This is a genomic window from Rhodopirellula bahusiensis (assembly GCF_002727185.1).
Classification (GTDB): Bacteria; Planctomycetota; Planctomycetia; order Pirellulales; family Pirellulaceae; genus Rhodopirellula; species Rhodopirellula bahusiensis.
In genome coordinates, this window is the sequence record NZ_NIZW01000007.1 from 166653 (window position 1) to 189662 (window position 23010).

19 protein-coding genes are annotated in these 23010 nt (G+C 55.7%); 12 read left to right on the forward strand and 7 right to left on the reverse strand.

Annotated elements, in window-relative coordinates:
• Positions 1-203: 203 nt before the first annotated feature.
• A complete protein-coding gene (locus tag CEE69_RS33130; RefSeq protein WP_233215110.1) occupies positions 204-527 on the reverse strand; it encodes a hypothetical protein in 324 nt (107 codons plus the stop codon).
• Between CEE69_RS33130 and CEE69_RS10320 the strand changes: the two genes are divergently transcribed.
• A complete protein-coding gene (locus CEE69_RS10320) occupies positions 526-1044 on the forward strand; it encodes a PH domain-containing protein (protein WP_233215111.1) in 519 nt (172 codons plus the stop codon). The genes CEE69_RS33130 and CEE69_RS10320 overlap by 2 nt on opposite strands.
• Positions 1045-1046: 2 nt before the next feature.
• Positions 1047-1436 (forward strand): DUF4339 domain-containing protein, encoded by a 390-nt coding sequence (locus CEE69_RS10325; RefSeq protein WP_099260585.1) that lies wholly within the window; start codon positions 1047-1049, stop codon positions 1434-1436.
• A 115-nt stretch (positions 1437-1551) separates the two neighbouring features.
• On the opposite strand, the gene CEE69_RS10330 is transcribed toward CEE69_RS10325, so the two are convergent.
• From CEE69_RS10330 to CEE69_RS10340, 3 genes are all read right to left on the reverse strand, one after another.
• A complete protein-coding gene (locus CEE69_RS10330) occupies positions 1552-2790 on the reverse strand; it encodes a hypothetical protein (RefSeq protein WP_099260586.1) in 1239 nt (412 codons plus the stop codon).
• Between the two features lie 80 nt (positions 2791-2870).
• Positions 2871-4604 (reverse strand): hypothetical protein, encoded by a 1734-nt coding sequence (locus CEE69_RS10335; protein ID WP_099260587.1) that lies wholly within the window; start codon positions 4602-4604, stop codon positions 2871-2873.
• 327 nt (positions 4605-4931) lie between these two features.
• Positions 4932-5759 (reverse strand): RNA methyltransferase, encoded by an 828-nt coding sequence (locus CEE69_RS10340; protein ID WP_099260588.1) that lies wholly within the window; start codon positions 5757-5759, stop codon positions 4932-4934.
• Here CEE69_RS10340 and CEE69_RS10345 point away from each other — a divergent pair.
• Positions 5758-7020 carry an N-acetyltransferase gene (locus CEE69_RS10345; protein ID WP_099260589.1) on the forward strand — a complete coding sequence of 421 codons (1263 nt, stop codon included), beginning with the start codon at positions 5758-5760 and terminating at the stop codon, positions 7018-7020. The genes CEE69_RS10340 and CEE69_RS10345 overlap by 2 nt on opposite strands.
• Positions 7017-9119, forward strand: a complete 2103-nt coding sequence (locus tag CEE69_RS10350; protein ID WP_099260590.1) for an ATP-dependent DNA helicase — start codon at positions 7017-7019, stop codon at positions 9117-9119. Before CEE69_RS10345 ends, CEE69_RS10350 begins: the two co-directional genes overlap by 4 nt.
• A gap of 13 nt (positions 9120-9132) precedes the next feature.
• Here CEE69_RS10350 and CEE69_RS10355 read toward each other — a convergent pair whose 3' ends face one another.
• Positions 9133-9810 carry a hypothetical protein gene (locus CEE69_RS10355; protein WP_099260591.1) on the reverse strand — a complete coding sequence of 226 codons (678 nt, stop codon included), beginning with the start codon at positions 9808-9810 and terminating at the stop codon, positions 9133-9135.
• 315 nt (positions 9811-10125) lie between these two features.
• On the opposite strand from CEE69_RS10355, the gene CEE69_RS10360 reads away from it, so the two are divergent.
• The 3 genes from CEE69_RS10360 (at position 10126) to CEE69_RS10370 (ending at position 14327) form a co-directional block, all read left to right on the forward strand.
• Positions 10126-10647, forward strand: coding sequence for a hypothetical protein (locus CEE69_RS10360; protein ID WP_233215112.1), 522 nt, complete (start codon positions 10126-10128; stop codon positions 10645-10647).
• 237 nt (positions 10648-10884) lie between these two features.
• Positions 10885-13089: a pilus assembly protein PilM gene (gene pilM / locus CEE69_RS10365; protein WP_099260593.1), complete on the forward strand. Its 2205-nt coding sequence runs from the start codon at positions 10885-10887 to the stop codon at positions 13087-13089.
• Between the two features lie 140 nt (positions 13090-13229).
• Positions 13230-14327 (forward strand): glycoside hydrolase family 43 protein, encoded by a 1098-nt coding sequence (locus CEE69_RS10370; RefSeq protein ID WP_199169844.1) that lies wholly within the window; start codon positions 13230-13232, stop codon positions 14325-14327.
• Here CEE69_RS10370 and CEE69_RS10375 read toward each other — a convergent pair.
• Together CEE69_RS10375 and CEE69_RS10380 are read right to left on the reverse strand one after the other, a co-directional pair.
• A complete protein-coding gene (locus CEE69_RS10375) occupies positions 14314-16134 on the reverse strand; it encodes a CRTAC1 family protein (protein WP_099260594.1) in 1821 nt (606 codons plus the stop codon). The genes CEE69_RS10370 and CEE69_RS10375 overlap by 14 nt on opposite strands.
• Positions 16131-17291: a tetratricopeptide repeat protein gene (locus CEE69_RS10380; protein WP_143549190.1), complete on the reverse strand. Its 1161-nt coding sequence runs from the start codon at positions 17289-17291 to the stop codon at positions 16131-16133. The genes CEE69_RS10375 and CEE69_RS10380 overlap by 4 nt, the downstream gene beginning before the upstream one ends.
• 333 nt (positions 17292-17624) lie before the next feature.
• Between CEE69_RS10380 and CEE69_RS32475 the strand changes: the two genes are divergently transcribed.
• The 5 genes from CEE69_RS32475 to CEE69_RS10400 all read left to right on the forward strand — a co-directional run bounded on the left by CEE69_RS32475 (position 17625) and on the right by CEE69_RS10400 (position 22966).
• Positions 17625-17795, forward strand: a complete 171-nt coding sequence (locus CEE69_RS32475; RefSeq protein WP_008667967.1) for a hypothetical protein — start codon at positions 17625-17627, stop codon at positions 17793-17795.
• A 114-nt stretch (positions 17796-17909) separates the two neighbouring features.
• Positions 17910-19046 carry a DUF1559 domain-containing protein gene (locus CEE69_RS10385; protein WP_099260596.1) on the forward strand — a complete coding sequence of 379 codons (1137 nt, stop codon included), beginning with the start codon at positions 17910-17912 and terminating at the stop codon, positions 19044-19046.
• Between the two features lie 169 nt (positions 19047-19215).
• Positions 19216-19737, forward strand: a complete 522-nt coding sequence (ruvX, locus tag CEE69_RS10390; RefSeq protein WP_099260739.1) for a Holliday junction resolvase RuvX — start codon at positions 19216-19218, stop codon at positions 19735-19737.
• 65 nt (positions 19738-19802) lie between these two features.
• Positions 19803-21440, forward strand: coding sequence for a C25 family cysteine peptidase (locus CEE69_RS10395; protein WP_099260597.1), 1638 nt, complete (start codon positions 19803-19805; stop codon positions 21438-21440).
• An 8-nt stretch (positions 21441-21448) separates the two neighbouring features.
• A complete protein-coding gene (locus tag CEE69_RS10400; RefSeq protein ID WP_099260598.1) occupies positions 21449-22966 on the forward strand; it encodes a sulfatase family protein in 1518 nt (505 codons plus the stop codon).
• Positions 22967-23010 lie beyond the last annotated feature (44 nt).

A 23010-nucleotide genomic window follows, 5' to 3' on the forward strand; every position in this document is an offset into this window, starting at 1 on the left:
GTCAAATTCAATGTAAAAACTTGACCCGGAATTCAAACTCTTCGCCCTAACGCACTGGGCGCTCCGCCCCAGAGCGTTGGGCTCTCGGTCCCAACGCACAGGGCAAGCATGATTCACGAGTCTTTCGAAGGTGTGCTATGATCGTCCAGAACGTCTTCGGATGCGAGGTGTCTGGTCCGGCAACCCTGACCGTGCCATCACGGTTAGCGCCCCAGAACGCGGTGGTTTCGGCCAAGTAGGACGACGGTTTCGGCCAACAACCACTGCGTGGTTCTGCGACGACTTGCGAACAATGGCACGTTTTGCGAAACGAAACCGCTTACGAACCAACCCTCGAATTGAATCAACAGGAACGACTCAGCGATGACAGACCCGGCCAACCCTTCAGACGAAAACGCCTCCCCAAAAGCTCCCGCACAAACGGATCCGGTCCCCGATCCGCTCTCGTCGGCGGCTTCCTCCACGCCAGCACCTGATTCCGGCCCAGCGGCCAAACCGTCGGCGACCACTCCTCGGGAACGATTCATGGACGAGATTGCCAAGAAACGATCGCTGGACGACCACGAAGAAGAAGAAACGCTGTGGGAAGGCGGCTACAGCCCCAAAGCAATGATCGGCTCTTGGGTCGGGCTGGCCATACTCAGCGTTGTTATTTTGGTCGCAGCTGGTTTGATTGAACAGTTCACTTTTGGCATCGCACTGATCGTCATTGCAGTTCTTTGGATCATGGTGGGACTGAACTACGCCGCCAAACGGCTCGGGGTGCAATACGAACTCACCAGCCAGCGATTCATTCACAAGACCGGTATCCTGACACGTCGTACCGATCGCATTGAAGTGATCGACATCAGCGACGTCAGCTACAAACAAGGACCGATTCAGAGGATGTTCAAAGTTGGTTCAATCTCGATCATCAGTACCGACAAGAGTGATCCAGAACTTGACATGTTTGGAATCAACAACGTCAGTGAAGTAGCTGGTTTGATCGATGACATTCGACGTGCCGAACGACGACGGCGCAGCATCCATATCGAGCAAAATTAAGCATGTCCGTTTGGTTTGTTCAGAAAGGCGATGAACAACTCGGTCCGTACAAGCCCGCCGAATTATTGGCATTGGTGCGAGACGGATCGGTCGTCGCGGAAACCAGGATTCGTAAAGACGATTCCAATTGGTTCTCGGCATCAGAGGTCGGCGGATTGTTTGAAGCCGCACGACGACCATCGATTGAACATTACTGCCCGCAGTGCAACGTCCGCGTCAGCCAACCGCCCACGATCTGCCCCGAGTGCGGCAAAGACCTGGACCGGACCAAGACTCGTATCATCGAGCACAGCATCGGACAAACCAAACGCTCGTCCGACACACCATCGGCTGGCCCAAGTGATTCAGCCAAACGTTGGCTTCAAAAAAAGATCCGACGAGACAAAAAATAATGCCACCGACAAGCTTCCCGAAGGAGCTCGCCGCTGGCATTCGCTTGTCTCTTGTCTGAACCTCGAGACTCTGCACCGCTTTGCTAATGAGTGGTGACAGAGCCTCACGGCTGGATCAATACTTCAGTTCAGCACCGAAGGTCAAGCCGATGAAGAACACATCGTCGTCGGCGATCAAAGCACGACCGAAGGTTGGCGTGACGGTGGCCGAGCTGATTTGCTCTTCCGACGTGGCCACTCCAGTCAGGTACCAGGCTTCAAAGCCACCGCGAACAGCCATCAGTTCGCCAACTTGGTAGCGGACGCCGGTTCCAAATTCGAACATGCCGCTCAGCTCAGTCGATTCTTCCGAGCCATTTGCCAGGATGCTGGCATCATTGCGGACCAAAACGCTCGCTTCGGCAATGTTGAGGAATCCACCCGCACGAGCTCGAACGTAGCTCGATGAGAATCGTCCCATTGGATTGTAGATATCCGCTCCGACCTGCAAACCAATCATGCGGTTAGCGGCGTTGTTGCGAAGCAGGCCAGTGTTGGCACCGTTGACGGTCGAGTAGTTGAAGTCTTCTTCAAAGTCGATGTAGCGTCCACCGATCAGCAACTTGGCCACGTCCCAGGCCATCATCGTTCGGTTCATCTCAACCGACCAGAACCGGGATTCATAAATTTGGCGTTGGGCGTCAGCTTCATCTGCTGCGTTGAAACCAAAGGTTCCCAATGTTCCCGGCTGAGCGGGGTCTTCGATCAACAATGTTGACAGGCCATCCACCGCTGAGATCGACATATCCGATTCCCAGTCCAGGACACCGGTGAAGCCGACTTCGATGCCGTTGACGCAGTCAGGAACCATGCCGACGGTGATGCGTGGAGCCCATTCGAAATCCAAGTCATCGAGAGCAAAGTCGCGAGCAACAGTGAAGTTGTCGATGCCTTCACGTCGCATGTACAACGCTTCGACGCTGGCGTAACGATAAGGATCGCAAGTTGGACAAGCCATCCCGCCGCCGTATCCAGCCGAACCACAAGCTCCACCGCACTGCGTTCCGCAGCTGCCACAAGATTGAGCTTGGCCAAGGCCATGATGCCCAACTTGAGCGACTTCGTTGCCGAAGGAAGACGACGAAGCGTTCATTGCCGACTGCATCGCGTTCAGATCCCAGCCAGCGGCTGCCGGATCAGAAGCTTGCACGACACGAAACGCTTGGCCTTCGTGCATCATCGTGTTACTAGATGATGGTCCGCCGAATTGCTGAGCTTGCGTGGCAGCGGTGCCCAAACCCGACCAAGCCAAACCAACCGCGGCAAGGGTGCCGAACAATCGTGCGGCGAATCGTGGAAACCAGTTGTTGTTCATAATTGAACCTCAGGACGAACAAAGCGGCACGGTGACCGACGGTGGCTGGGTAGTGGTAGGTTGGAAGAACGCAACAGGAACTAGCGAAGGATCAATTGATCTTCGACTGGCACCAGGTATGTCTTTCGAATCAAACGAACGATTTCTTTCGCGTCACGTGTATCGTCGCATTCACCTTGAACGATGATGCGATCTCCACGACGCGTGACTTGCACCGAAGCGGTGCGATACTTTTGCTCAATCAGCTCCATCAACGATTGTTCTTGCTGGCTCTCGCCACCACGAACATCGCTAGGCGGTGCGATGTGTAGTTCGTAAATCTCACGAACCGATCCTTCCTTGCCCGCCACTTTTTGCTGCACCAACACTCGTGTCTTGCCAGGGCGAACCCCAATCAGTCGCAAGTGCCGTGAGGTGCTGCTGATGACTCGAGCGATCGAATCGTCTTCAACTCGAACTGCTTCAATCACGCCATCAACGGTCAAGGATGTGACATCATTTGCATCGCATACGATGGTGTCATCGATTGGCAACGACGGCTCCGAATCGGCAACCGGCGTCGAACGCTGAAAGCCGCCACGGTGACTCGCCAATGCAGCTGGCACGATCCGTGTGGCATGGACTCGCGATTCGGACGATGTTGACTTGGTTTGTTTCGCGATCGCAACCATCGGTGGAGCTTCCACGGCGACCGCAGCACGGTGTCGAGCAGGAGCATTCAACATGCGTTCCGAATCGACTCGTTCCAACTGAGTGGGCGAGTCAATCTTGACTGGCAAATGACGCTCGTGCTGAGCCATCATCTCGGACGGCACTTTAATTTGAACCGGCTTTGGCAGCTGCGGCAAAGTCGACTGGACGGTGGATTCCACTGGTGCAGCGATCTTTGTCGGCACCGCGATCTTCATCGGCTCGGGCATGGTGACCGATTCGCCGGCGTCACTGGTATCACTCGCCTCGTCTGAGTCAGAAAAACTCAGCGTCACGGCTTCGTTGTCGCTCTCCGAATCCGTTGCATCGTTCAGCGAAAATTCAATCGGCTCCGACTCTTCCACGACAGCAACGATTGGTTCTTCCATCGGTGCAGCTGGTTCGACCACAGCAGGCTGCGGTGCGACTGGTGTCTGTATAACAGGTGTCTGAACAACAGCTTCCGTGGTGACGGCTTCTTGTTCGATGACAGGCGATGGCTGGCTAGCAATCTTGGGCTGCTGCCACTGCACCTCTGTTTGCTTTGGTTCGACCTCGGTCGACACCCGAGCGGGCGTCAACTCGACGATGCCGCCCGACTCAGCTCGATCGTAATCTGGCTGAGCGTGTGGATTGATTCTGGGCTGAGGAACGCGAGCAGGCTCCACAACCAATGGTGTCTGCTGCGTCGCTGGAGCACCGATCGGCAGCAAACCAACCGCGGTACCGATCGATTTGAGTTTGATCTCCGACAATGTTTGGTCGGATGTTTGACGAATCGGATACAGGACCGTTTGTCCGCCCGGCACCGTGACGTCCTGCGTCTGGATCAAGTTCACATTGCTCGCCGCAGCATCGCCGCGAACGGCCGAAGCACCTGCGGCTTGCGAAGCGGAACGTTCCACAAACGGGTTGCTTTGAACGGTCCCCGACACCAAACGAATCGGCGGCAGTTTCGCGGTTGCTGTCTCGTCCGCCAATGCTGTGTTCCCAGCAACCTGGCTCGCGGCAATGCAACCACCCCAAACAACGGCTTGGGTCAACCAACGAGCCAGCCTTTCGCGTTTGCAGCGGCGGCCCACGTGGTTCGATCCCGTCGGGTTCATTGTCTTGCCAATCAGCATGGCGGATCCTTACGCTCACGATCTTTCTAGGATCATGTGCCCCCCCGGCACATATTCCGCGTCGATTGCCAGGCGAAGTTACTCACCGGACCTCCGAACACCCTCTGTATCGTCGCCGGGTGGTTCCGGCATTAACGATTTTGCCAGATCGAAGGTTTGGTTCTGTTGGATCAGTCTTGACACAGATGCGGCTTGAACCTGCCACGCCCACTCGACTGAGCGGAATCGCTCATCCACTTAAGAGGACAATTGCGATCAAATCACGCATGCAGAAACCAACAACCTGTTTCACAACCTGTTTCACAACCGGATCGCTCGGCTGATTCGCTAGCCGATGCTTCGTTGCCGCACCGCTTCGTAGGCCACAACCGCGGCACTCACCGAAACGTTCAAACTGTCGACGTGACCCGCCATTGGCAACGCCACCGGTTCAACTGAGTCACCGGCCCAGCGGCCAGCCAAACCATCCGCCTCGCTGCCCAGCACAACCGCGACCTTGCCTCGCAGATCGAATTCGAAAAGTGGCCGGGAACCTTCCACTCGCATCGCGGCAACTCGATAGCCATGCGTTTGCAGAAACGAACTGACATCTGATTCGCTGCCCGATACAGACGGCACCGTAAAAACCGCCCCCAAAGAGCCTCGAATTGCATTGGGATTGAATCGATCCGACGGGCAATCCGACAACAAGACCGCTGACACGCCTGCTGCATCAGCCGACCGAAACACCGCCCCCAAGTTGCCCGGCTTCTCCACTCGATCGAGTACCAGAATCAGCCCATCGTTGAATGACGAGTGGTTCGCAAGCTGCTCCAGAGAATCGTCCGGAGCCACAAACTCCGCCACGCAGCGATCCGTCGATGCCGTGTAGGCGATTTTCCGAAACACATCCGCTGTCACCCAGCGATGCACCCCGGCATCCATCGCGTGCCGTCTGGCGACGGCCTGCTCCGGCATCTCGGACTGGTTCGCTGAGTCAGACGCCTTCGACTCGATTTCATAGAACGCAGCCAGTTTCAATCCAGCCTCGATGGCCCGCAAAGATTCTCGCGGACCGTCCACCAAAACGACCCCGGCAGCACGTCGTTTCCGAGAACGACGCAGCGAGACAATTCGGCGGACGGCAGCATTTTGCAAACTTCGTATGGTTTCCATGGGGCAACACTTTTGCACATTCGCTTCGATGGGAGAACCAACCCGAGTCTGCTATCTTCTAACGTTTGCCAAACACCTTCTCTGCCACCAACCCCTGACCTCACGAATGTCCGAAAATGTGTTGTGCCAACCCGTTTCCGGACGCCAAGACCAAAAGGCATTCCTCGATCTCGAAAAACGTCTCTACCGCGACGATCCGAATTGGGTGCCGCCATTGTGGAGCGAACGGGTCAAATTGGTCGGATTCAAGCACCACCCATTCTACGACGACGCGGAAGGCCAAACCTTCCTGGTGCGACGTGGTGAACGAGTCGTCGGGCGAGTTCTCGCAGTCGTCAACCACGCCCACAACCGCTACCACGAAGAGACTCGCGGGTTCTTCGGATTCTTCGAATGCGAAGACGACGAGGAAGCCGCCATCGAGCTTCTCAACACCGCAGCGGACTGGTTGAAAGAACGTGGGATGACGGGTGTCCGCGGACCAGTCCACCCCAGCCTGAACTATGAAGTCGGTTTGTTGGTCGATGGGTTCGACACGCCACCGACCTTCCTGATTCCGTACAACCATCCGTACTACGAACGCCTGATCCACGCCGCGGGCTTCGAAAAGTCACAAGACCTCTACAGCTACGAAGCCTCGATCGACATTCTCGAAACACTCGACCCCAAGCTATTGTTTGTCATCGAGGAATCAACTCGCCGTTTCAATGCCGAGTGCCGATCGATCGATCCGAAGAACTTCAACGCCGACGTCCGCGTCTTCCTGGACATCTACAACCAATCGCTGCAGCGAACTTGGGGCTATGTCCCGATGAGCGAAGCCGAAGTCGACGACCAAAGCAAAGGTCTGAAGAACCTGTTGCTTCCCAAACTCACCAGCATCGCAGAAATCGATGGCAAGCCTGTCGGCGCGGGATTTGGCCTGCTCGACTACAACCCGTTGATCAAAAAGATCGGCGGCAAATTGTTCCCATTTGGATGGCTAAAACTTTTGATGGGACGCAAGAAGCTCAAGCGTCTCCGGTTGGTCAGCGCCAACGTTCTGCCGGAATATCAAAAGTGGGGCCTGGGTTTGGTCACGCTTTACAAGATCTTGCCCGAAGCAATCAAATTCGGAATCGAGATGGGTGAGTTTTCTTGGGTGCTCGAGAGCAACCAACTTTCGCGGGGAACGATCGAACGTGGCGGAGCCACCCGAAGCAAAACCCACCGCATCTATGACCGTTCGCTGACACCAGATTCTGAACAGGCCTCCTCGTGAGCGAACCACTCTCGATCGATTCGATTCTGGGTCCCGGCGGAAGCATCAGCCGCCGACTGCCTCGCTACGAACCTCGCGAACAACAACTCGAGATGGCTCGCTCGGTCTCATCGGCACTGACCGACCGCGAGCACTTGGTCGTCGAAGCGGGCACGGGTACCGGAAAGAGCTTCGCGTATCTGGCGGCCGCGATCCTTCACGCGACGTCGGATCAAACCGAACCCGGAACCAAAAAGCCAAAGCGTTCGACGGACGACGCCGACGACCGAGTTGGCCCGGCCAGTGATCGAGACAAAGACCCCGATCGCCCCAAACGCGTTCTGATCTCGACGCACACGATCAGCCTGCAAGAACAGCTGATAGGCAAAGACATCCCGCTGCTCAACAGCGTGATCCCGCGGGAGTTTTCCGCGGTGCTGGTGAAGGGCCGAAACAACTACCTTTCGCTAAGGCGAATGGGACGAGCGGTTGAAAAATCGGTGTCGTTGATGGCCAACGATTTCCAGATGCAACAGCTTCGCGAGATCCGAAAGTGGTCCGACAACACGCCGGACGGGTCACTATCAACGCTGCCGATCAAACCCGATGGTCAAGTCTGGGACGAGGTCCGCAGCGACACGGGCAATTGCCTTCGCAATAAATGCCCCAACTTCAAAGACTGCTTTTACTTCCAAGCCCGACGTCGCGCTCAAAACGCACAACTGCTGATCGTCAATCACGCGATGCTGTTCACCGACATTGCGATGCGTCGGCAAGGCGTTTCCCTTCTTCCCGACTACGACGCGATCATCCTCGACGAATGTCACACGATTGAATCCGTCGCGGGGGATCACCTTGGTATTCGGCTGACCAGCGGCCAATTCGACTACCTGTTCGATCGTCTTTACAACGATCGCCAGCAAAAGGGTTTGCTCGTCGCTCACGAGCTGGAAGCCTTGCAAAAAATGGTCGACCGATGCCGATTCGCGGCCAGCGAAATGTTCGCCGGTGTGCTGGATTGGATGCAAGAATCACGCTCACGCAATGGTCGCGTGCATCATCCCGAAGTCGTGCCAAACCCACTCAGCGAACCGATGGAGATCCTCGCACGGCGACTGCGAGCACATGCGGACGGACAAGACAACGACTCCGACCGTCAAGACTTCCAGTCTGCCCACGATCGACTGCTCGCATTGGCCGGCGGCCTTCGCGAATGGTTGGACCAATCGCTCAAACAAGAATCGGTCTACTGGGTCGAGACCTCCGGCAGTCGACGCGGAATGGACCGAGTCTCCCTGTCCGCTTCACCAATCGACATCGGCCAAACGCTTCGCGAAGAAGTGTTTCAGAATGAGGAAATCGGCTCGGTCATCATGACCAGTGCCACGCTTGCGACTGGCGAACAAGACAAGTTCAAATTCTTCCGCAGTCGCGTTGGCCTGACGACTGGGCGCTCACTCCAAGTCGGCAGCCCCTTCGACTACGAGAAACAAGCCAAGCTGATCATCGTTCGCGGACTTCCGGATCCATCGGCGAAACGAGACGAATTCGAAGCCGCACTTCCCCAGCAAATCAAACGCTTCGTCGGGCACACCGATGGCCATGCCTTTGTGCTTTTCACCAGCTACTCGTTGCTCCGCAAATGTGCGGAGGCCATCACGCCCTGGTGCATCGAACGTGACCTTCATCTGTACAGCCAAGCCGGTGATCAAAATCGAACTCAACTGCTCGACTCCTTTCGCAAAGATCCTCGCGGAGTGCTACTTGGAACGGACAGCTTCTGGCAGGGAGTCGATGTACCGGGTGACGCTCTCACCAACGTCGTGATCACGAAATTGCCGTTCTCCGTTCCCGACCATCCGCTACTCGAAGCACGGCTCGAAACGATCCGTGCCCGCGGTGGCCATCCATTCCCTGACTACCAATTGCCTGAAGCGGTGATCAAATTCCGGCAAGGCTTTGGGCGTCTGATCCGCACCCGCGATGACTCGGGGATGGTTGTGGTTCTCGACCCTCGAATTCGATCCAAACCTTACGGCCGACTTTTCCTCAGCGCGCTTCCACCACTGCCATGCCACGACGTCGGCACCGTCCCACGTCAAAAAACAAAGAAGCAGTGAGCAATGATCCAGGTCATTTTTCGCGACGCGGATTGGTCTCGATCAAGTCAATCGATCGCTGCACCTTGCTAGAATCAAGCCGCTGCATTCGACCGAGGTCATCCGCCATCATACCGGCATCAACGGACGGCGGCACTAAGTTGGCGTCCAATTCAGGGTGAGGTGCTGACTCATTGACTGGATTGGAATCTCGTTGGGAAAGACCGGCTGTGGCACGGTTCGGCTGTGTCGCGGACGACAACGACGACCCAGCGCGTTTGAGCTCCAACAGAATCCAGTTCCGGTTCACCGATGTATCGAAGGAGTCGGGCCTTGAGTGCGAAGCGTTGTCGTTCAGCGGCAGAAGCACCCGCCATTTGTTTTGATGCATGTCAATGCGACTCGGAAACAGGATCGCATCTGCTTTGCCACCTCTTCGGTACAGATCGATTGCCCATCCAGTCTCGCCGAGCAGCAGCTGGTAATCCAAACGGCGTTCGCCACCTGTTGTATCGATGAGGCGGATTGAATTCTCTTCGACAACAACCGTTTCAATGATCGTTGGATTGGTATGCGACTTTCCATTCCTTTCTGAGGAAGCAACTTCCCACTGGCCGATCAACCCCTCCCGAAATTCGCGAATGGGTGACTCGGCATGAAGTTCCGCTGCTGCGACCGCCAAGAATGCAATCGCGATGAACTTCGAAACCATGGGTGACCTCCGTGTAATGACACTGCCGATTCAATGGATTATTTTCAGTTCGCCGAACGCCCCGCATCGCCTGGGCCGTACGTTGGCTATTCCTTCGAACCCAAAAGTACCACAACCAATCGCAAACGGAGAGATATATTTCTGGGTTTCGAGCCGACGACATCAGTCTTCCGACGTCAAATTTCGATGTGGTATCCAATGGATACTTTCCATTGACTTTCCTGTCTCAACTGGCGTTTCCCAATGCGGCTCTTCGCTCTTCCGCTCTTATTGTTCGGGCTCGCGGCCCCCTGTTTATCAGCCGAACAGAATCGGGTGACGATTCAGTGGTTTGAACTCGATTCGACACAGGAACCCGAACTGACGAAGAAACTGGCGAGCTCAAGTTCGATCAAGAACTCCGACAAAGTTCTCGCCGAGCTTGGCGACTGCAAATCGGCGTGTTTGATGGTGCACCATGAAATAAGTGTCACGCCGGGAAGTCGCGTGCATCAATCGACCACGATGGGCGACACCACGTTCAAACTCAACCTGCTGGTCCGGCCTGGTGATCAGGAAAGCTACACTTTCCAATACGCGTCCTCGCTGGAAACTCTCGGACCGGGGCAGGACATTACCCAACGAACCACGGTCAAGAAGATTGACTCGGAGTTCAAGCTGTCTCCAGGCAAGAGTTTCGTGCTGACAGGCTTGGAGCGGAACAGTCGTGAGAAAGTCATCACACAAGTGCTGGTCGTTCGCTTGCATGGTCCAGCCCAAGAACAGTCTGACGAAACAGCTCAAAATGGGTTGGAAGCCTATTCAAGTCCTGAAGCAACACCTTCGAATACAGATTGACACGGTTCATGGGCTCTCTGGTCCCGATGGAAACGCCGTCGCCGCTTGGCCTCGCTACTCACCAACTCCAAGACTCATTCGTCGCACGACTGCGGTCGACCCCAATCCCAAAAGTGAAGAAATGATAAACATTCAGTGTGAGGTTGGTGAACCCTCGTTTCGAAGCCTTCCCGAGTAGCGGGGCATCACTAAGCTCAAGCGATTGGTTTCATTGATGCCTGATCTGGGTTCACAGCGATGTCCGTTACTTCTTCCACTTCCACAGCTTTAGCGTGTGGTGCGTGTAAACATTCGAATGCTCCCGACGCTCAGTTCTGCGGCGGTTGCGGTCATGTTCTGCATGAGAAATGTATTCAGTGCGGTGGCTTGGTGAGCCTGACTCAGAAGTTTTGCGTTGGTTGCGGGCAAGACTTGAACGCGTGGCTGGAAAAACGAATCGCGGAACAAGAGACAAAGCTCGCCGATGCGGTCACCGCTGCAAAAAATCACGAATACGATCGTGCCTTGGGCTTGCTCAACCTCCTAGCAAAGAACAGCGACTACCGCTTCAGATCCGTCCAAGAACAGGCGGTTGCAGCAAAAGGCAAAGTCGAAAACCTGCAAGAAAAGGTCAACACGCAAGCCAACCAGCGAATCGCCGCGGCCAAAGAAGCTCACGCTCAAAACGACCTTTCGACGGCAGTCAAACTGCTCGTTCAAGTTCCTGAAAACTTGCTTGACGAAGACTCCCGTCGCATTCGGCAAAGCAGCCAAGTCCACTTGGACCAGCTCAAAGCACTGCACAGTGAACTGCAGCAATGCCTGGAGGAAAAGAGCTATGCGCAGGTTGCCGGGCTACTGCAGCAACTGCTGGAACTGCAACCTGACAATCAAAGGTATCAACAACTTTCGCAGCAAGTGGGTGACAAGCTGTTGCGACGCGCCGAGAGACTTTGCGTTCGACAAGAATACGAAGCTGCCCGAAACATGCTGACGTCACTTCCGACGATTTGCCACAACGATCAATACAACGAACTCTTCCGACGAAGCGACTTGGCTTGCTGGCTGTCGAAGCAATTCGATGTGGAACCTTACGCAACCAATGCACTCGGCCGTTTGGCAATGCGATACGCAAAGGAATTTCCTTCGGATGGGAAAGCCGCGGACTGCGTCAAACAACTTTCAAAAGCGGTGAAGTCCAAACGACCAACCGCCCGCGATGGCTTGGCACCTTGGCGAGCCGATGCGAAGAGCTGGATCGGCGGTCGCGTGGGCGTCCTCGCCAGTCCTCAGTCGCTGAACTTCGAGGAACTGAAAGAACGCCCCCAATCAATGGCGCCGTTCGCGGTTGCAATCGGCTTGGCACTGCAAGCACTCGGGCTCGGTCGAATCACCGGAAACTTGCTGCCCAAGAAGGGCGTGATGGCAAAACTCGGATTAGGCAAAGCAAAACCAGCCTGGGGAATCGACGTTGGCTCTTCCGCGGTCACTGCCGTCAAATTGCGAATGGACAAAGGCAGTGAACAACCGATCGTGGAAGCCACCCACCGAGTCGAATTCAAAAACCCAACTTGCCGCGGTGGCTCAAAATCAGCGAGCGAATTGGTACCCGAAGCGATCACTCGGTTGTTGGAAGAAATCGATGTCGCTAACACACTTGTCTACGCGAACTTGCCCGCCTGCGATGGTGTTGCTCGTTTCTGTGAGCTGCCACCCGTCAAAGACAAAGACGCCGAACGCTTGATCGAAACCGAGGTCAAAACTCGCATTCCAATCTCGACAGAAGACCTGGCACTGATTTCATGGGTCGCACCCCTGCAAAAAGAGAGCACGATCGGACGCCCTGTGGTCATGGCCGCCGCAACCAAACTCGCCGTCAGCCGACGTGTCGATCTTCTCGGGATTGGAGGCCTGAAAATTGATGGACTGATCCCGTCTCCCATCGCTTTGGCTAACTTCGCTGCTCACGAGTTTGCAGAGTTGCTTTCACCTCCCGAAGAGAAGCCAACGAAGAACAAAAAGTCGAAAGCGAAGAACGGGAAAGAGGCTTCCGAAGAACAGGACGAAGAGATCACCGCGGAGGTGTCGGTCTCAGGCAAACAACCCACGCTCGCATTCGTTGACGCTGGGGCATCCAAAACAACAATGCTTTTGATCTCGCCGGTTTCGGTTTGGTTCTGGTCCTACGAAAGTGGTGGAGAAGATGCCACCGCTGTGGTTGCTCGACGAACCAAGGTCACCGCGGAGGAAGCCGAACAATCCAAGCGAAACCTCGCGTCACTGAAGACACCGCACGATGTCGACGACGACATTCGCGAAAAACACGAAGTCACCCGGGCTCGGCTTCGAAAGCTCTTCCAAGAAGCGGACAAGACTTTCCGCCACTTTGATGTGAAAGAAACTTGGTGCGTCGGCTCGGCTCACCAGCAGCACGGTTTCCTCCGCCGCGTGATGATGAAGTAGCCACTCTGTGGCTGAAATGGACTCAACGATAGAGTCTCTGCTGTATCCACTTGGCACGCTCGACTAGGATGACAACGGATCTTTGCGTTCCCCACGCATCGATTGGGAAATCCATTCTTCAATTTCGAGCGGAAATATCAATGAGTGCTGGTGGCGGACGTTGCATGCAAGTGGCAGCGGGATTGGTTTTGGCGTGTTTCTTCGGCTTTTCTCTAGGTGGCGATGCGAACGCACAGGACTCTTCCACAGTTGATGCTCGGCAGCATTTCCAAAACCCGATCGCAAAAGGCGCCGATCCTTGGGTGATTCGGGATCCACATCAAGCTCGCTATCTGTGGTGCAAATCAGACAACGACCGTGGCATTCTCATCTTTGAAAGCGACGATCTGACCACAATGGGGGAACGTCACCTTGTCTGGAAAGCACCTGACGAAGGACCTTATTCGAAAGAAGTCTGGGCTCCCGAACTGCATGTGGTCGGTGACCGGTACTACGTCTACTTTGCGGCTTCGGATGGAGACAACGCTAATCATCTGACCTATGTCTTGGAATCCAAGACATCTGACCCGCTGGGCGAGTACAACCTGCACGGCCCCATGGCCACCGGAGATGGCGAAGACGGACAATCGCCTAACATATGGTCGATCGATATGACCCTTCTGAATCACAACGACCAGTTGTTCGCAATCTGGTCGGGATGGGACAAACCGGGCAGTGACAATCAATACCTCTACATCGCTCCGATGAGCTCACCGACCGAATTGTCGGGGCCTCGCGTTCTTATTTGCGACAACGACGACTATCTGTGGGAACGAGTGGAACCCGATGCTTCTCAACGGGGGCTCAACGAAGGCCCTGAGGTTTTTAAAGCGAAAGGAAAGACATCGCTGCTCTATTCCTGCGGCGCCTCTTGGTTGCCAACTTACAAGATCGGTCGATTGGAATTGGTGAAGGACAACCCGTTGGCTCCCGGTGCCTGGAAAAAGTTACCCGAACCGGCTTTCCAAAGCACCGAGACCGTTTACGGCGTCGGTCACTCCTGCTTCGCAAAGTCGCTGGACGACAAACAATGGTGGCACATCTTTCACGCCAAAGTGGGTCCCGAGCACGGATGGAACCGAGCCCTTCACTTGCAACCCATGAATGTCTCCGATGATGGAACGCCACTGCTCGGCACACCACTGGACCGGGCGACTGCGATCGAGCGGCCAAGCGGCAAGTCTCTCAGCGAACGATAGCTCGAGACGATGAGCCGGTGTCATCGGATTCGATCAGCTCCAGAACCTGATTCGCTCGAACGTCATCAAAACGCTGAGCACGCCCGCTCGGCCAGCGAACTTCGAGCGAGATCACTTCATCCGACGCAAAGCCAAAATGAGCCATTTTCTGATCCGTCGAAAGATAGGTTCCGCCACCGGTGATCTCTTGAAACTGACGGCGTCCATCTTGGACGGCCTGCACCTTCACACCTTGTCCATGCCGCGGTGAAGATCTCCCCACGAACTTGACCTGCAACCAATTGCTTTTGGTTTGCTGCCGCTGATTCATCAACAACGCCGCCGGTCCGTTTTGATGCACCACGACAAAGTCGATATCGCCATCCGTATCAAAATCGATTTTCGCGACGCCGCGACCAATCTTGGGCTCTGAGAAAAACGGCCCAAGCGACGGACTGATGTCCTCGAACTGCTCACCGGAAAGAGCAAACAATTGGGGCGGCATCTTCTGCAGTTTGTTCTTTGGATGGTTGTCGACGTGACCGTTTGTCACGAACAACTCGTCGTGACCATCGTGGTTGAAATCACAGAACGTCGCTCCAAACCCGAGCACCGACTGGGACGGCAACGCCAACCCCAATGACGAAGTGGCATCCTGAAATCCAGACTTCCCCAAGTTGCGATACAGCGTGTTGGACTCGTTGAAGTAGTTCGTGCAAAAAATGTCCAGCCATCCATCGCGATCCACATCCGAAACCGCCACTCCCATTCCCGCCTCGAACTCACCTCGCTGATTGGTCGCACAACCGCGAATCACGGCCTCTTCTGAAAACATGCCTTGTTCATTGCCGCGGAACAGGAAGTTGGCCGTCGTGTCGTTGGCGACGTAGACATCCAGTCGATCGTCGCGATCAAAGTCGGCGATCGCGACGCCCAAACTCTTGCCATCGGCAGCGGTCAATCCGAGCGAGTTTGCCTCGTCCAGGTAGGTCCCATCGCCTTGATTGATGAACGCTTGGTTTTCCCAAGACGCGAATTCTTGCGGGCGACACAATCGACCTTCCCCATTCGTGTCGCGGCAGATTGGGCCCGCGATCATGTCATACATCAGGTAGTTGCACACGTACAAATCCAACAGTCCGTCGCCGTTCAAATCGGCGAACTGAGCGGACGTGCTCCAACGATCCTCCGCGGAAACGAGGACTTGGTCGGTGACGTCGACAAACGTCCCATCACCGCAGTTTTGAAAGCAGAGATTTCTATCAGTCGTTGTCAGATACACGTCCTCGAAACCATCTGAGTTGAAATCCCCAACAGCGAGACCTTGCCCGTAGTCGGACTGAACGTCGCCGAAAGCAGCCGGCGTCAACTCAAAGGCTTTCGCGTTTCGATTGCGAAACAGAGCGAAACAAGCTTCAGCAGAAAGATCGCCCGGTCGCCGATTGCCACCTCGCGAAAAAACCAAGTCTGGCAAACCATCGAGGTCATGGTCGAGTACGCCAACGCCTCCACCCATCGATTCCGGCATCCACAAATTGGATTGCTGGCCGGTGCGATACTCGAACTTCAAACCCAGCTCACTCGAGGCGTCTTGGAAAGACAAAGACTCCGCCAATGCCTCTCGCGTTATTTCAGCCAGCTGTTCGTTGTTCGCCGGCTCAGCCTGTTCATCCGTTGTCTCGGACGCAATGTCCGTGAACAAACGGCCGTTCTCTTTGGCAGCCGGTACCGACTCAGCGGAGACTACTTCAGATAGTTTGGAGTCTTCTCGCGAGCACCCCAGACTCACCAACCAACACACAACCAGCAGCACATACACACGTCTCATCGCGTCGCCCTTTCGACCAGCGTCTCCAAGCGTTCCGCGATGAGTGGTTGCTCAGCGGAGAGTGCAAAGCGATGCATTTGACGCAAAAGTGATGGAGTCAATTGATCGATCGATTTCAGATCGGTGATTTCGCGACGAATTTGGTTGCCGAGCGCACCAAGTTCGAGGTATCGCTTGGACGCGTCGACGTCGCCCTGGTGAGCCAACACGGTTCCGAGTTGATGACAACCGATCCAATCGAATGGATCTCGCCGAATCGATTCGCGGAGTGCCGCTTCGGCTTGTTCCCATTCTTGCCTCATCACATGCATCACGCCTTTCCAATGCCAAGGCCTCGGATCGCCGGCGCTGGATACCCGTACTTTTGCCAACCATCGTCGCATCTCTTCCGCATCGCCCTCGCTGGACGCTTCCTCGACCTGTTCCAAAATCAGTTCTGTATTCTCTGGGTATCGCATGGACAGATCATCCAGTCGCTGATGCAAGCGAACTGTTTCCTCGTCGAACTCTTTTCGCGTCGTATCCAATCCCGTTTCGTTCAATCGTTTTGCCTGTGCCGCATGACGATACGCCATCACCAAGTAGGGCTCGGGATCGTCAGCCAGCTCTGCCCATTGGCTCGCGAACGTTTCTCCATCGCTATACGTCACGATCGAACCTGCCAAAAGGTAGACGTACATCGCTGGTGTATCCGCTTCGTTCGCAACCGCGTCATTGACGAGCGGTGTGATCGCTTGCTGTTGAAACGTCAAACCATACTGTCGAAGCAGTAGACGACGGTGTTCAGTCAAGCTTGGATTGGACTCAATCGCTTGCTTCAAGTACTCGATCGGAACGGCTGGCAGATGCTCGGCATCTGACGCCATCTTCGCCATCAGAACACAACGCTCGGCGAACATCGGAAGCTCCGGCTCAATGGGCTCCAACAAGTCTCGAGCGGTCGATTCATCACCACGCATGTACGCGGCCAATCCAGCTGCGAAACGTGCTTCGGGATCACCAGGCCGGTACTCCATCCACATCTTCGATATCGACGCTAAGTGCCCCCAACGTTGACTCTCCGTCGCAACCTGTGCTGCGTTGCGAAATTCGTTGACGCGTGAACGTTGCCAGAAATGACGCCCGACCAGGACCGCCAAAGCGATGCAGAGGATCACCAATCCATGCTGCCATTTCAGTTGCGATTGGCGCGAGGGCAGGCTAGGGCGTTCGCTTAACGAATCACCTCGCGTTGTTCTGGCATTCGCCGGTTCCCGTTGAGACGGCCTCGCGTGCTTTTTCATTCGTTTCTCGCTTTGCGTATCCGCATTGAAACACATCGTGAATTTGATTTTTTACATTGAACCCCTTTTCACAGGTCCGTAAACTAAGATATTTACTCACTAAATGCCATTAAGGGAAATCGGTTCGCTTTTCGGGCAACCGGATCGAAAGCTTTGGCGTCCCAATCTCCCCCCAGAGAACCATCCATTTTCACAGGATTCATCGCGATGCACCGCCTCTCTCACTTTCTCGCCACAGCTGCCTTTTTCGCTGTTTTCGCCGGCTGCGGGCCTGATACGTCGATCACGACGACTGATCCGCCACCGCCGATGACGGAAGAAGAAATCAAAGCTCAGGAACAGCACTACCAACAACCGAGCATGGCAGACCGGAAATAAACCAAAAACACCTACGATAATTTACCGCCCGAAACACGGCAATTTGGGCAATGAATCGCTACGACACATTCCCATCCCACTTTTCTCTTCCGTTCTTCTTTTTGAGGGTTCCTAATGAATTCCAAGGTTTCCCGACGCGGGTTTACTCTGGTTGAGTTGCTCGTTGTCATCGCCATCATCGGCGTACTTGTTGGCCTGCTATTGCCAGCCGTTCAGGCCGCCCGAGAAGCTGCACGCCGAATGCAGTGCGGCAATAACATGAAGCAGCTTGGCCTCGCGCTGCACAACTACCATTCCGCTTACAACCGCTTGCCTCAACACGGTGGCGGCACAGCGCACGTGGCTGGTGGCCCCGACAACGTTCTGATGCTCAGCGTTCTCGTTCCGATGACTCCGTTCATTGAACAACAAGCCTTTTGGGAACAAATCAGCAACCCGTTTGTTGCATCCAATGGAAACACCTACCCAGCGATGGGCCCCGCCCCTTGGGACACCGGCTACGATCCATGGCGAACCACTGTCGGAACGTTCCGCTGCCCGAGCGACCCGACCGTCCCAACGGCTGGCCAGTTTGGGATGAACAACTACGCAGCTTGCATCGGCGATGGCATCAACTGGACCGACCGCGGTGGCATCAATGACAACGGGACGCCCGGCAACCCACAAGCAGCTGATCAGTTCCTGCGAGGTGTTTTCAAAACCCGACGAGCGACCGCGTTTCGTGACATCCTCGATGGACTGTCAAACACAATCATGATGGGCGAGATCTGCACAGACGCGGGAAACCGTGAAATCATCGGCCAACCAGTCTTCATCGGTGACGGTGCGGTTTTCACCAACCCGACCGCCGCTGCTTGCACAACCAACGCGATTGACCCTCAGCGGCCTCAGTTTTATTTGCCGACCGCGGAACTGCAGTACGGCCGAGCCGACCAATGGAACCGAGGGCATCGATGGATGTGTGCTCTGGGGATGTACACGATGATCAACACCATCCGGCCTCCGAACAAAGAAAGCTGTCAGTCCCACAACACGGACGGCCGAGAGGGAACCTATACCGCGGCCAGCAGACACCAAGGTGGTTGCCACATTCTGCTAGGAGACGGTGCGGTTCGATTCATCACCGATTCAATTGAATCGGGTAACCAAGAGGCGTACATCGACCAACCCGGTGTCGAAAGCCCTTACGGAGTGTGGGGCGCACTCGGGACCGCGGCAATGCGCGAGACCCTCGACGCGGAAGCCTTCTGACAAATCGTGACCATCTCCGAAATGGATTTCGCTCGAAGCATCGGACAACTGCTTGGAGTCCTCTGTTTCGAGCGAACACGATAGAATCAACCGAATCACTCGCCGGACGAACCCTCGCCCGGCGAGTGATTCTTTTTTTGATTCAACGTCCATTTCGCCCATGACTCGAATGTCCACTCCCACCACCACTGCCGACGACGGATTCCCTGCGACCGGACGATTGGCATCGGTCGACTATGGAACCGTTCGCATCGGCGTCGCGATTTGCGATCCCGACTGGATCCTGGCCAGTCCGCTCGAAATCCATCCAGTCAGCACGCCGGAGAAGGACGCCCAGTATTTCATTGACCTGGCAAAGTCCGAACGAATCTCCGCTTGGGTGGTTGGCCTTCCAATTCACTGCGACGGCGGCGAGAGCGACAAAAGCAAAGAAAGCCGAAAATTCGCCGCCTGGCTGAAAGAAACGACTGGCTTGCCAACGCGGCTATTCGACGAACGTTTCACAACTGTCGCAGCCAATGCGAAAATTCGACAAGGAAAAACGACTCGAAAGAAGACGAAACAACGAGTCGATGCCGTTGCCGCCCAAGTTTTACTGGAATCGTTCCTGGAATCCTGCCGTTACCGTGGTGAGCTGTCCGGGCACATCCTGGAAGATTCAACTTCCGATGATTCGCTTGATGATGCATGATGAAGCCGGCCGCCCTGAGTGTTGGATGAGCCAATGATGTCGCTCGGCAAACTCGAGAACCTCTGATGAGATGGATCGCAATGACCAGTCGCACGATATCCCTCTGCTCATGCACGTTGGTTTTGCTGGGACTTTGTTCCGCGTTCACCCTGACCTCCGCTGCACAGGCCGATGAAGCAGACGTCGTCGTCGTCGCGGCACCTGAGCTCGACGAAGCCCTGCAGCCTTGGATCCAAATGCGATCCGACCAGGGACTGCGAATCGCGATCGCTCGTCCGGGCGACACCGCAGCCCTCACGCATCAACAGATCTGGAATGCTGGCGGTCCGGAAACTCGTTACATCGTCTTGGTCGGCGACACGCCCGACTACGACACACGTCGCGATCAACCACATCAAATACCAACCTGGATGATCCCAGCCCCGGTCACTTCGCGATTCGGATCCACATCCGCTTTGCCCAGCGACCTTCCTTATGGTGATCGTGACGGCGACAAGATCAGTGACGCTGCGATTGGCCGCCTACCCGTTCGATCGGCCGAGCAACTCACTCGCGTGATCCAGCGCATCGAAGCCTATGAAAACTCAGACGACTTCGGACTCTGGCGACGTTCATTTCAATTGACCGGCGGAGTCGGCGGCTTCGGTGCCATGGTCGACACCGCCATTGAATCCGTCACTCGTGGTGTCATCACGACCGTCTTGCCAGCGGATACGAAACCACAGATCGCATATGCCAGCCCCAACCATCCGTTTTGCCCGGCGGGTGAATCATTCACCGATGCGGTGCTTCATCGCTACCGCACGGGAGCCCGTTTCTGGGTGTATGCCGGTCACGGACAAATCGATCGCCTCGAACTGTTGAAAACAACGGCTCCCGATGGCACGCCTGCAGCACGTGAACAATGGTCAGTTGAATCGTTGCTCAACAATCAAAACGCAAATCAGCTTAAACGAGCCCCCGAAGGCGCAACCATCGCCGTGTTGCTCGCTTGTTTTGCCGGCGCCTACGACGCACCAGGAGACTGCTTGGCCGAACGAATGATACTCGCCGACGGAGGCCCTATCGCGGTGATAGCTTCATCGCGTTTGTCGATGCCCTATGGAAACGCTTGCATGGGATTGGGACTGCTGGAATCGGTTTACTCGGGCGGCCCTCAAAACACCGGATGCGACCGAATCGGTGACGCGATGTTGCATGCCGCCCGCAGCCTGCAGTCCAAAGAGAAAGGAACGCAATCCACAATGCGAGTGATGGTCGACACGCTCGCGTCGATGATCTCGCCGGCGGGCACGGATCTGCAACAAGAACGTTTGGAACATGCCGCGCTCTATCAATTGCTCGGCGACCCGACCTTGCGTCTGCACCCGCCGCAACCGCTGGACCTGTCCATCGAATCCACCGACGATGTCGCCGCACGATCACTCAGTGTCGCCGTCACCAGCCCCATCGCCGGGACGTTGATTGTCGCCATTGAACGACCGTTGACCGCGATCACTCAAACGCCCACCGATTCGCCCAACGATCACGATGCCCACGGAACCACGATCACCGAGCACCACATCGAAGTTCCCGCCGGCAAACGAGTCCTGCAAACACTTTCGCTTCCTTTGGGCGAAACCGGTCCATTGATCATCCGGGGTTTTGTTCATGGTAAAACAGGGTGGGCCAGCGCGGCCCAGAGAACCTTCCTCCCTGATTGACCCACCTCATGCGAATCCCCTATCTCCTGCCGTTTTGCCTCCCCGCCGTCTTCACAATTCTTCCCACCCCAACTTTTGCCGCCGATCCCGATGATGTCGCGGGGTCACGCCCCAACATCGTCGTGATCTTCATGGACGACATGGCTTACGCCGACATCGGTCCTTTTGGTGCCAAGGGCTACTCCACACCGAACTTGGATCGACTCGCCAACGAAGGCCGCAAGTTCACCGACTTCAGTGTTTCTTCCGCAGTCTGCTCCGCGTCACGTTCGGCTCTTCTGACCGGCTGCTACCACCGAAGACTTGGACTTTCCGGTGCCCTCGGACCTCAAGCCAAGGTTGGACTCGCTCCGTCCGAAACCACCTTCGCCGAAGTTTGCCGATCCGCTGGCTATCGAACCGCCTGCCACGGAAAATGGCACCTGGGACATCACCCCAAATTCTTGCCAACCAATCAAGGATTCGACCAGTTCTACGGAATCCCCTACAGCAACGACATGTGGCCGTTGCACCCCGACACCATTCGTCGTCAACAGAAAGATCCCCACGATCCAGGCAACTGGCCACCGCTGCCAATCATCGAAGCTGTCGCGGGCCAGCCCCCTCGAATCGTCAACGACAACGTCCAACCCACAGATCAAGAACAGATGACGGTGGAACTCACCCGTCGCAGCGTCGAGTTCATCGAAGATCCATCCAGCGACAAGCCGTTCTTGCTGTATCTGCCTCATCCGATGGTCCACGTCCCGCTGTATGTCTCCGAGCGTTTCCGTGGCAAGAGCGGAGCAGGGCTGTTCGGCGACGTGATGATGGAAATCGATTGGTCGGTCGGCCAAATTCTTTCCGCGATTGAATCCATCGACCAACAAAAGAACACGCTCGTGATCTTCACCAGCGACAACGGACCGTGGCTTTCTTATGGCAACCACGCCGGCAGTGCCGGTCCCCTTCGCGAAGGCAAAGGCACCCAGTGGGAAGGCGGCGTTCGCGAACCAACTGCGATGTGGTGGCCCGACACTATTCCGGCTGGCACCACCTGCGACACGTTTTGCTCCACCATCGATGTGCTGCCAACGATTGTCGAGTTGACCGGCGGCGAGGCTCCCGAGCAAAAGATCGATGGCCACTCCATCCTGGACTTGATGTTGGATGTCCCGGGCGCGAAATCACCTCACGAATCCTTCGTCGGCTACTACGGCGGCGGGCAACTCCAAACGATTCGCAACGAACGTTTCAAATTGGTTTTCCCGCACGCCTATCGAACGCTTGGTGATCGTAAAGCAGGAAAAGACGGCATGCCCGACGGCTACGCGATGACCAAGTCTGGTTTGGAGCTGTACGACTTGGACGCCGATGTTTCGGAAACAACCAACGTGATCGAAGCCCACCCGGAAATCGTCAAGCAACTGCAGGCCGCCGCGGAAGCCTATCGTCAACAACTCGGCGACAAACTTCAAAAGGTCACGGGTTCAGAAATTCGCGGCCCCGGAAAGCTGGCCGAAGACGATGCCCAACTGAAGTGGTGATGTCCGCGTTGACGATAATGAGTTTCTCGGTGGGGACCACCGAG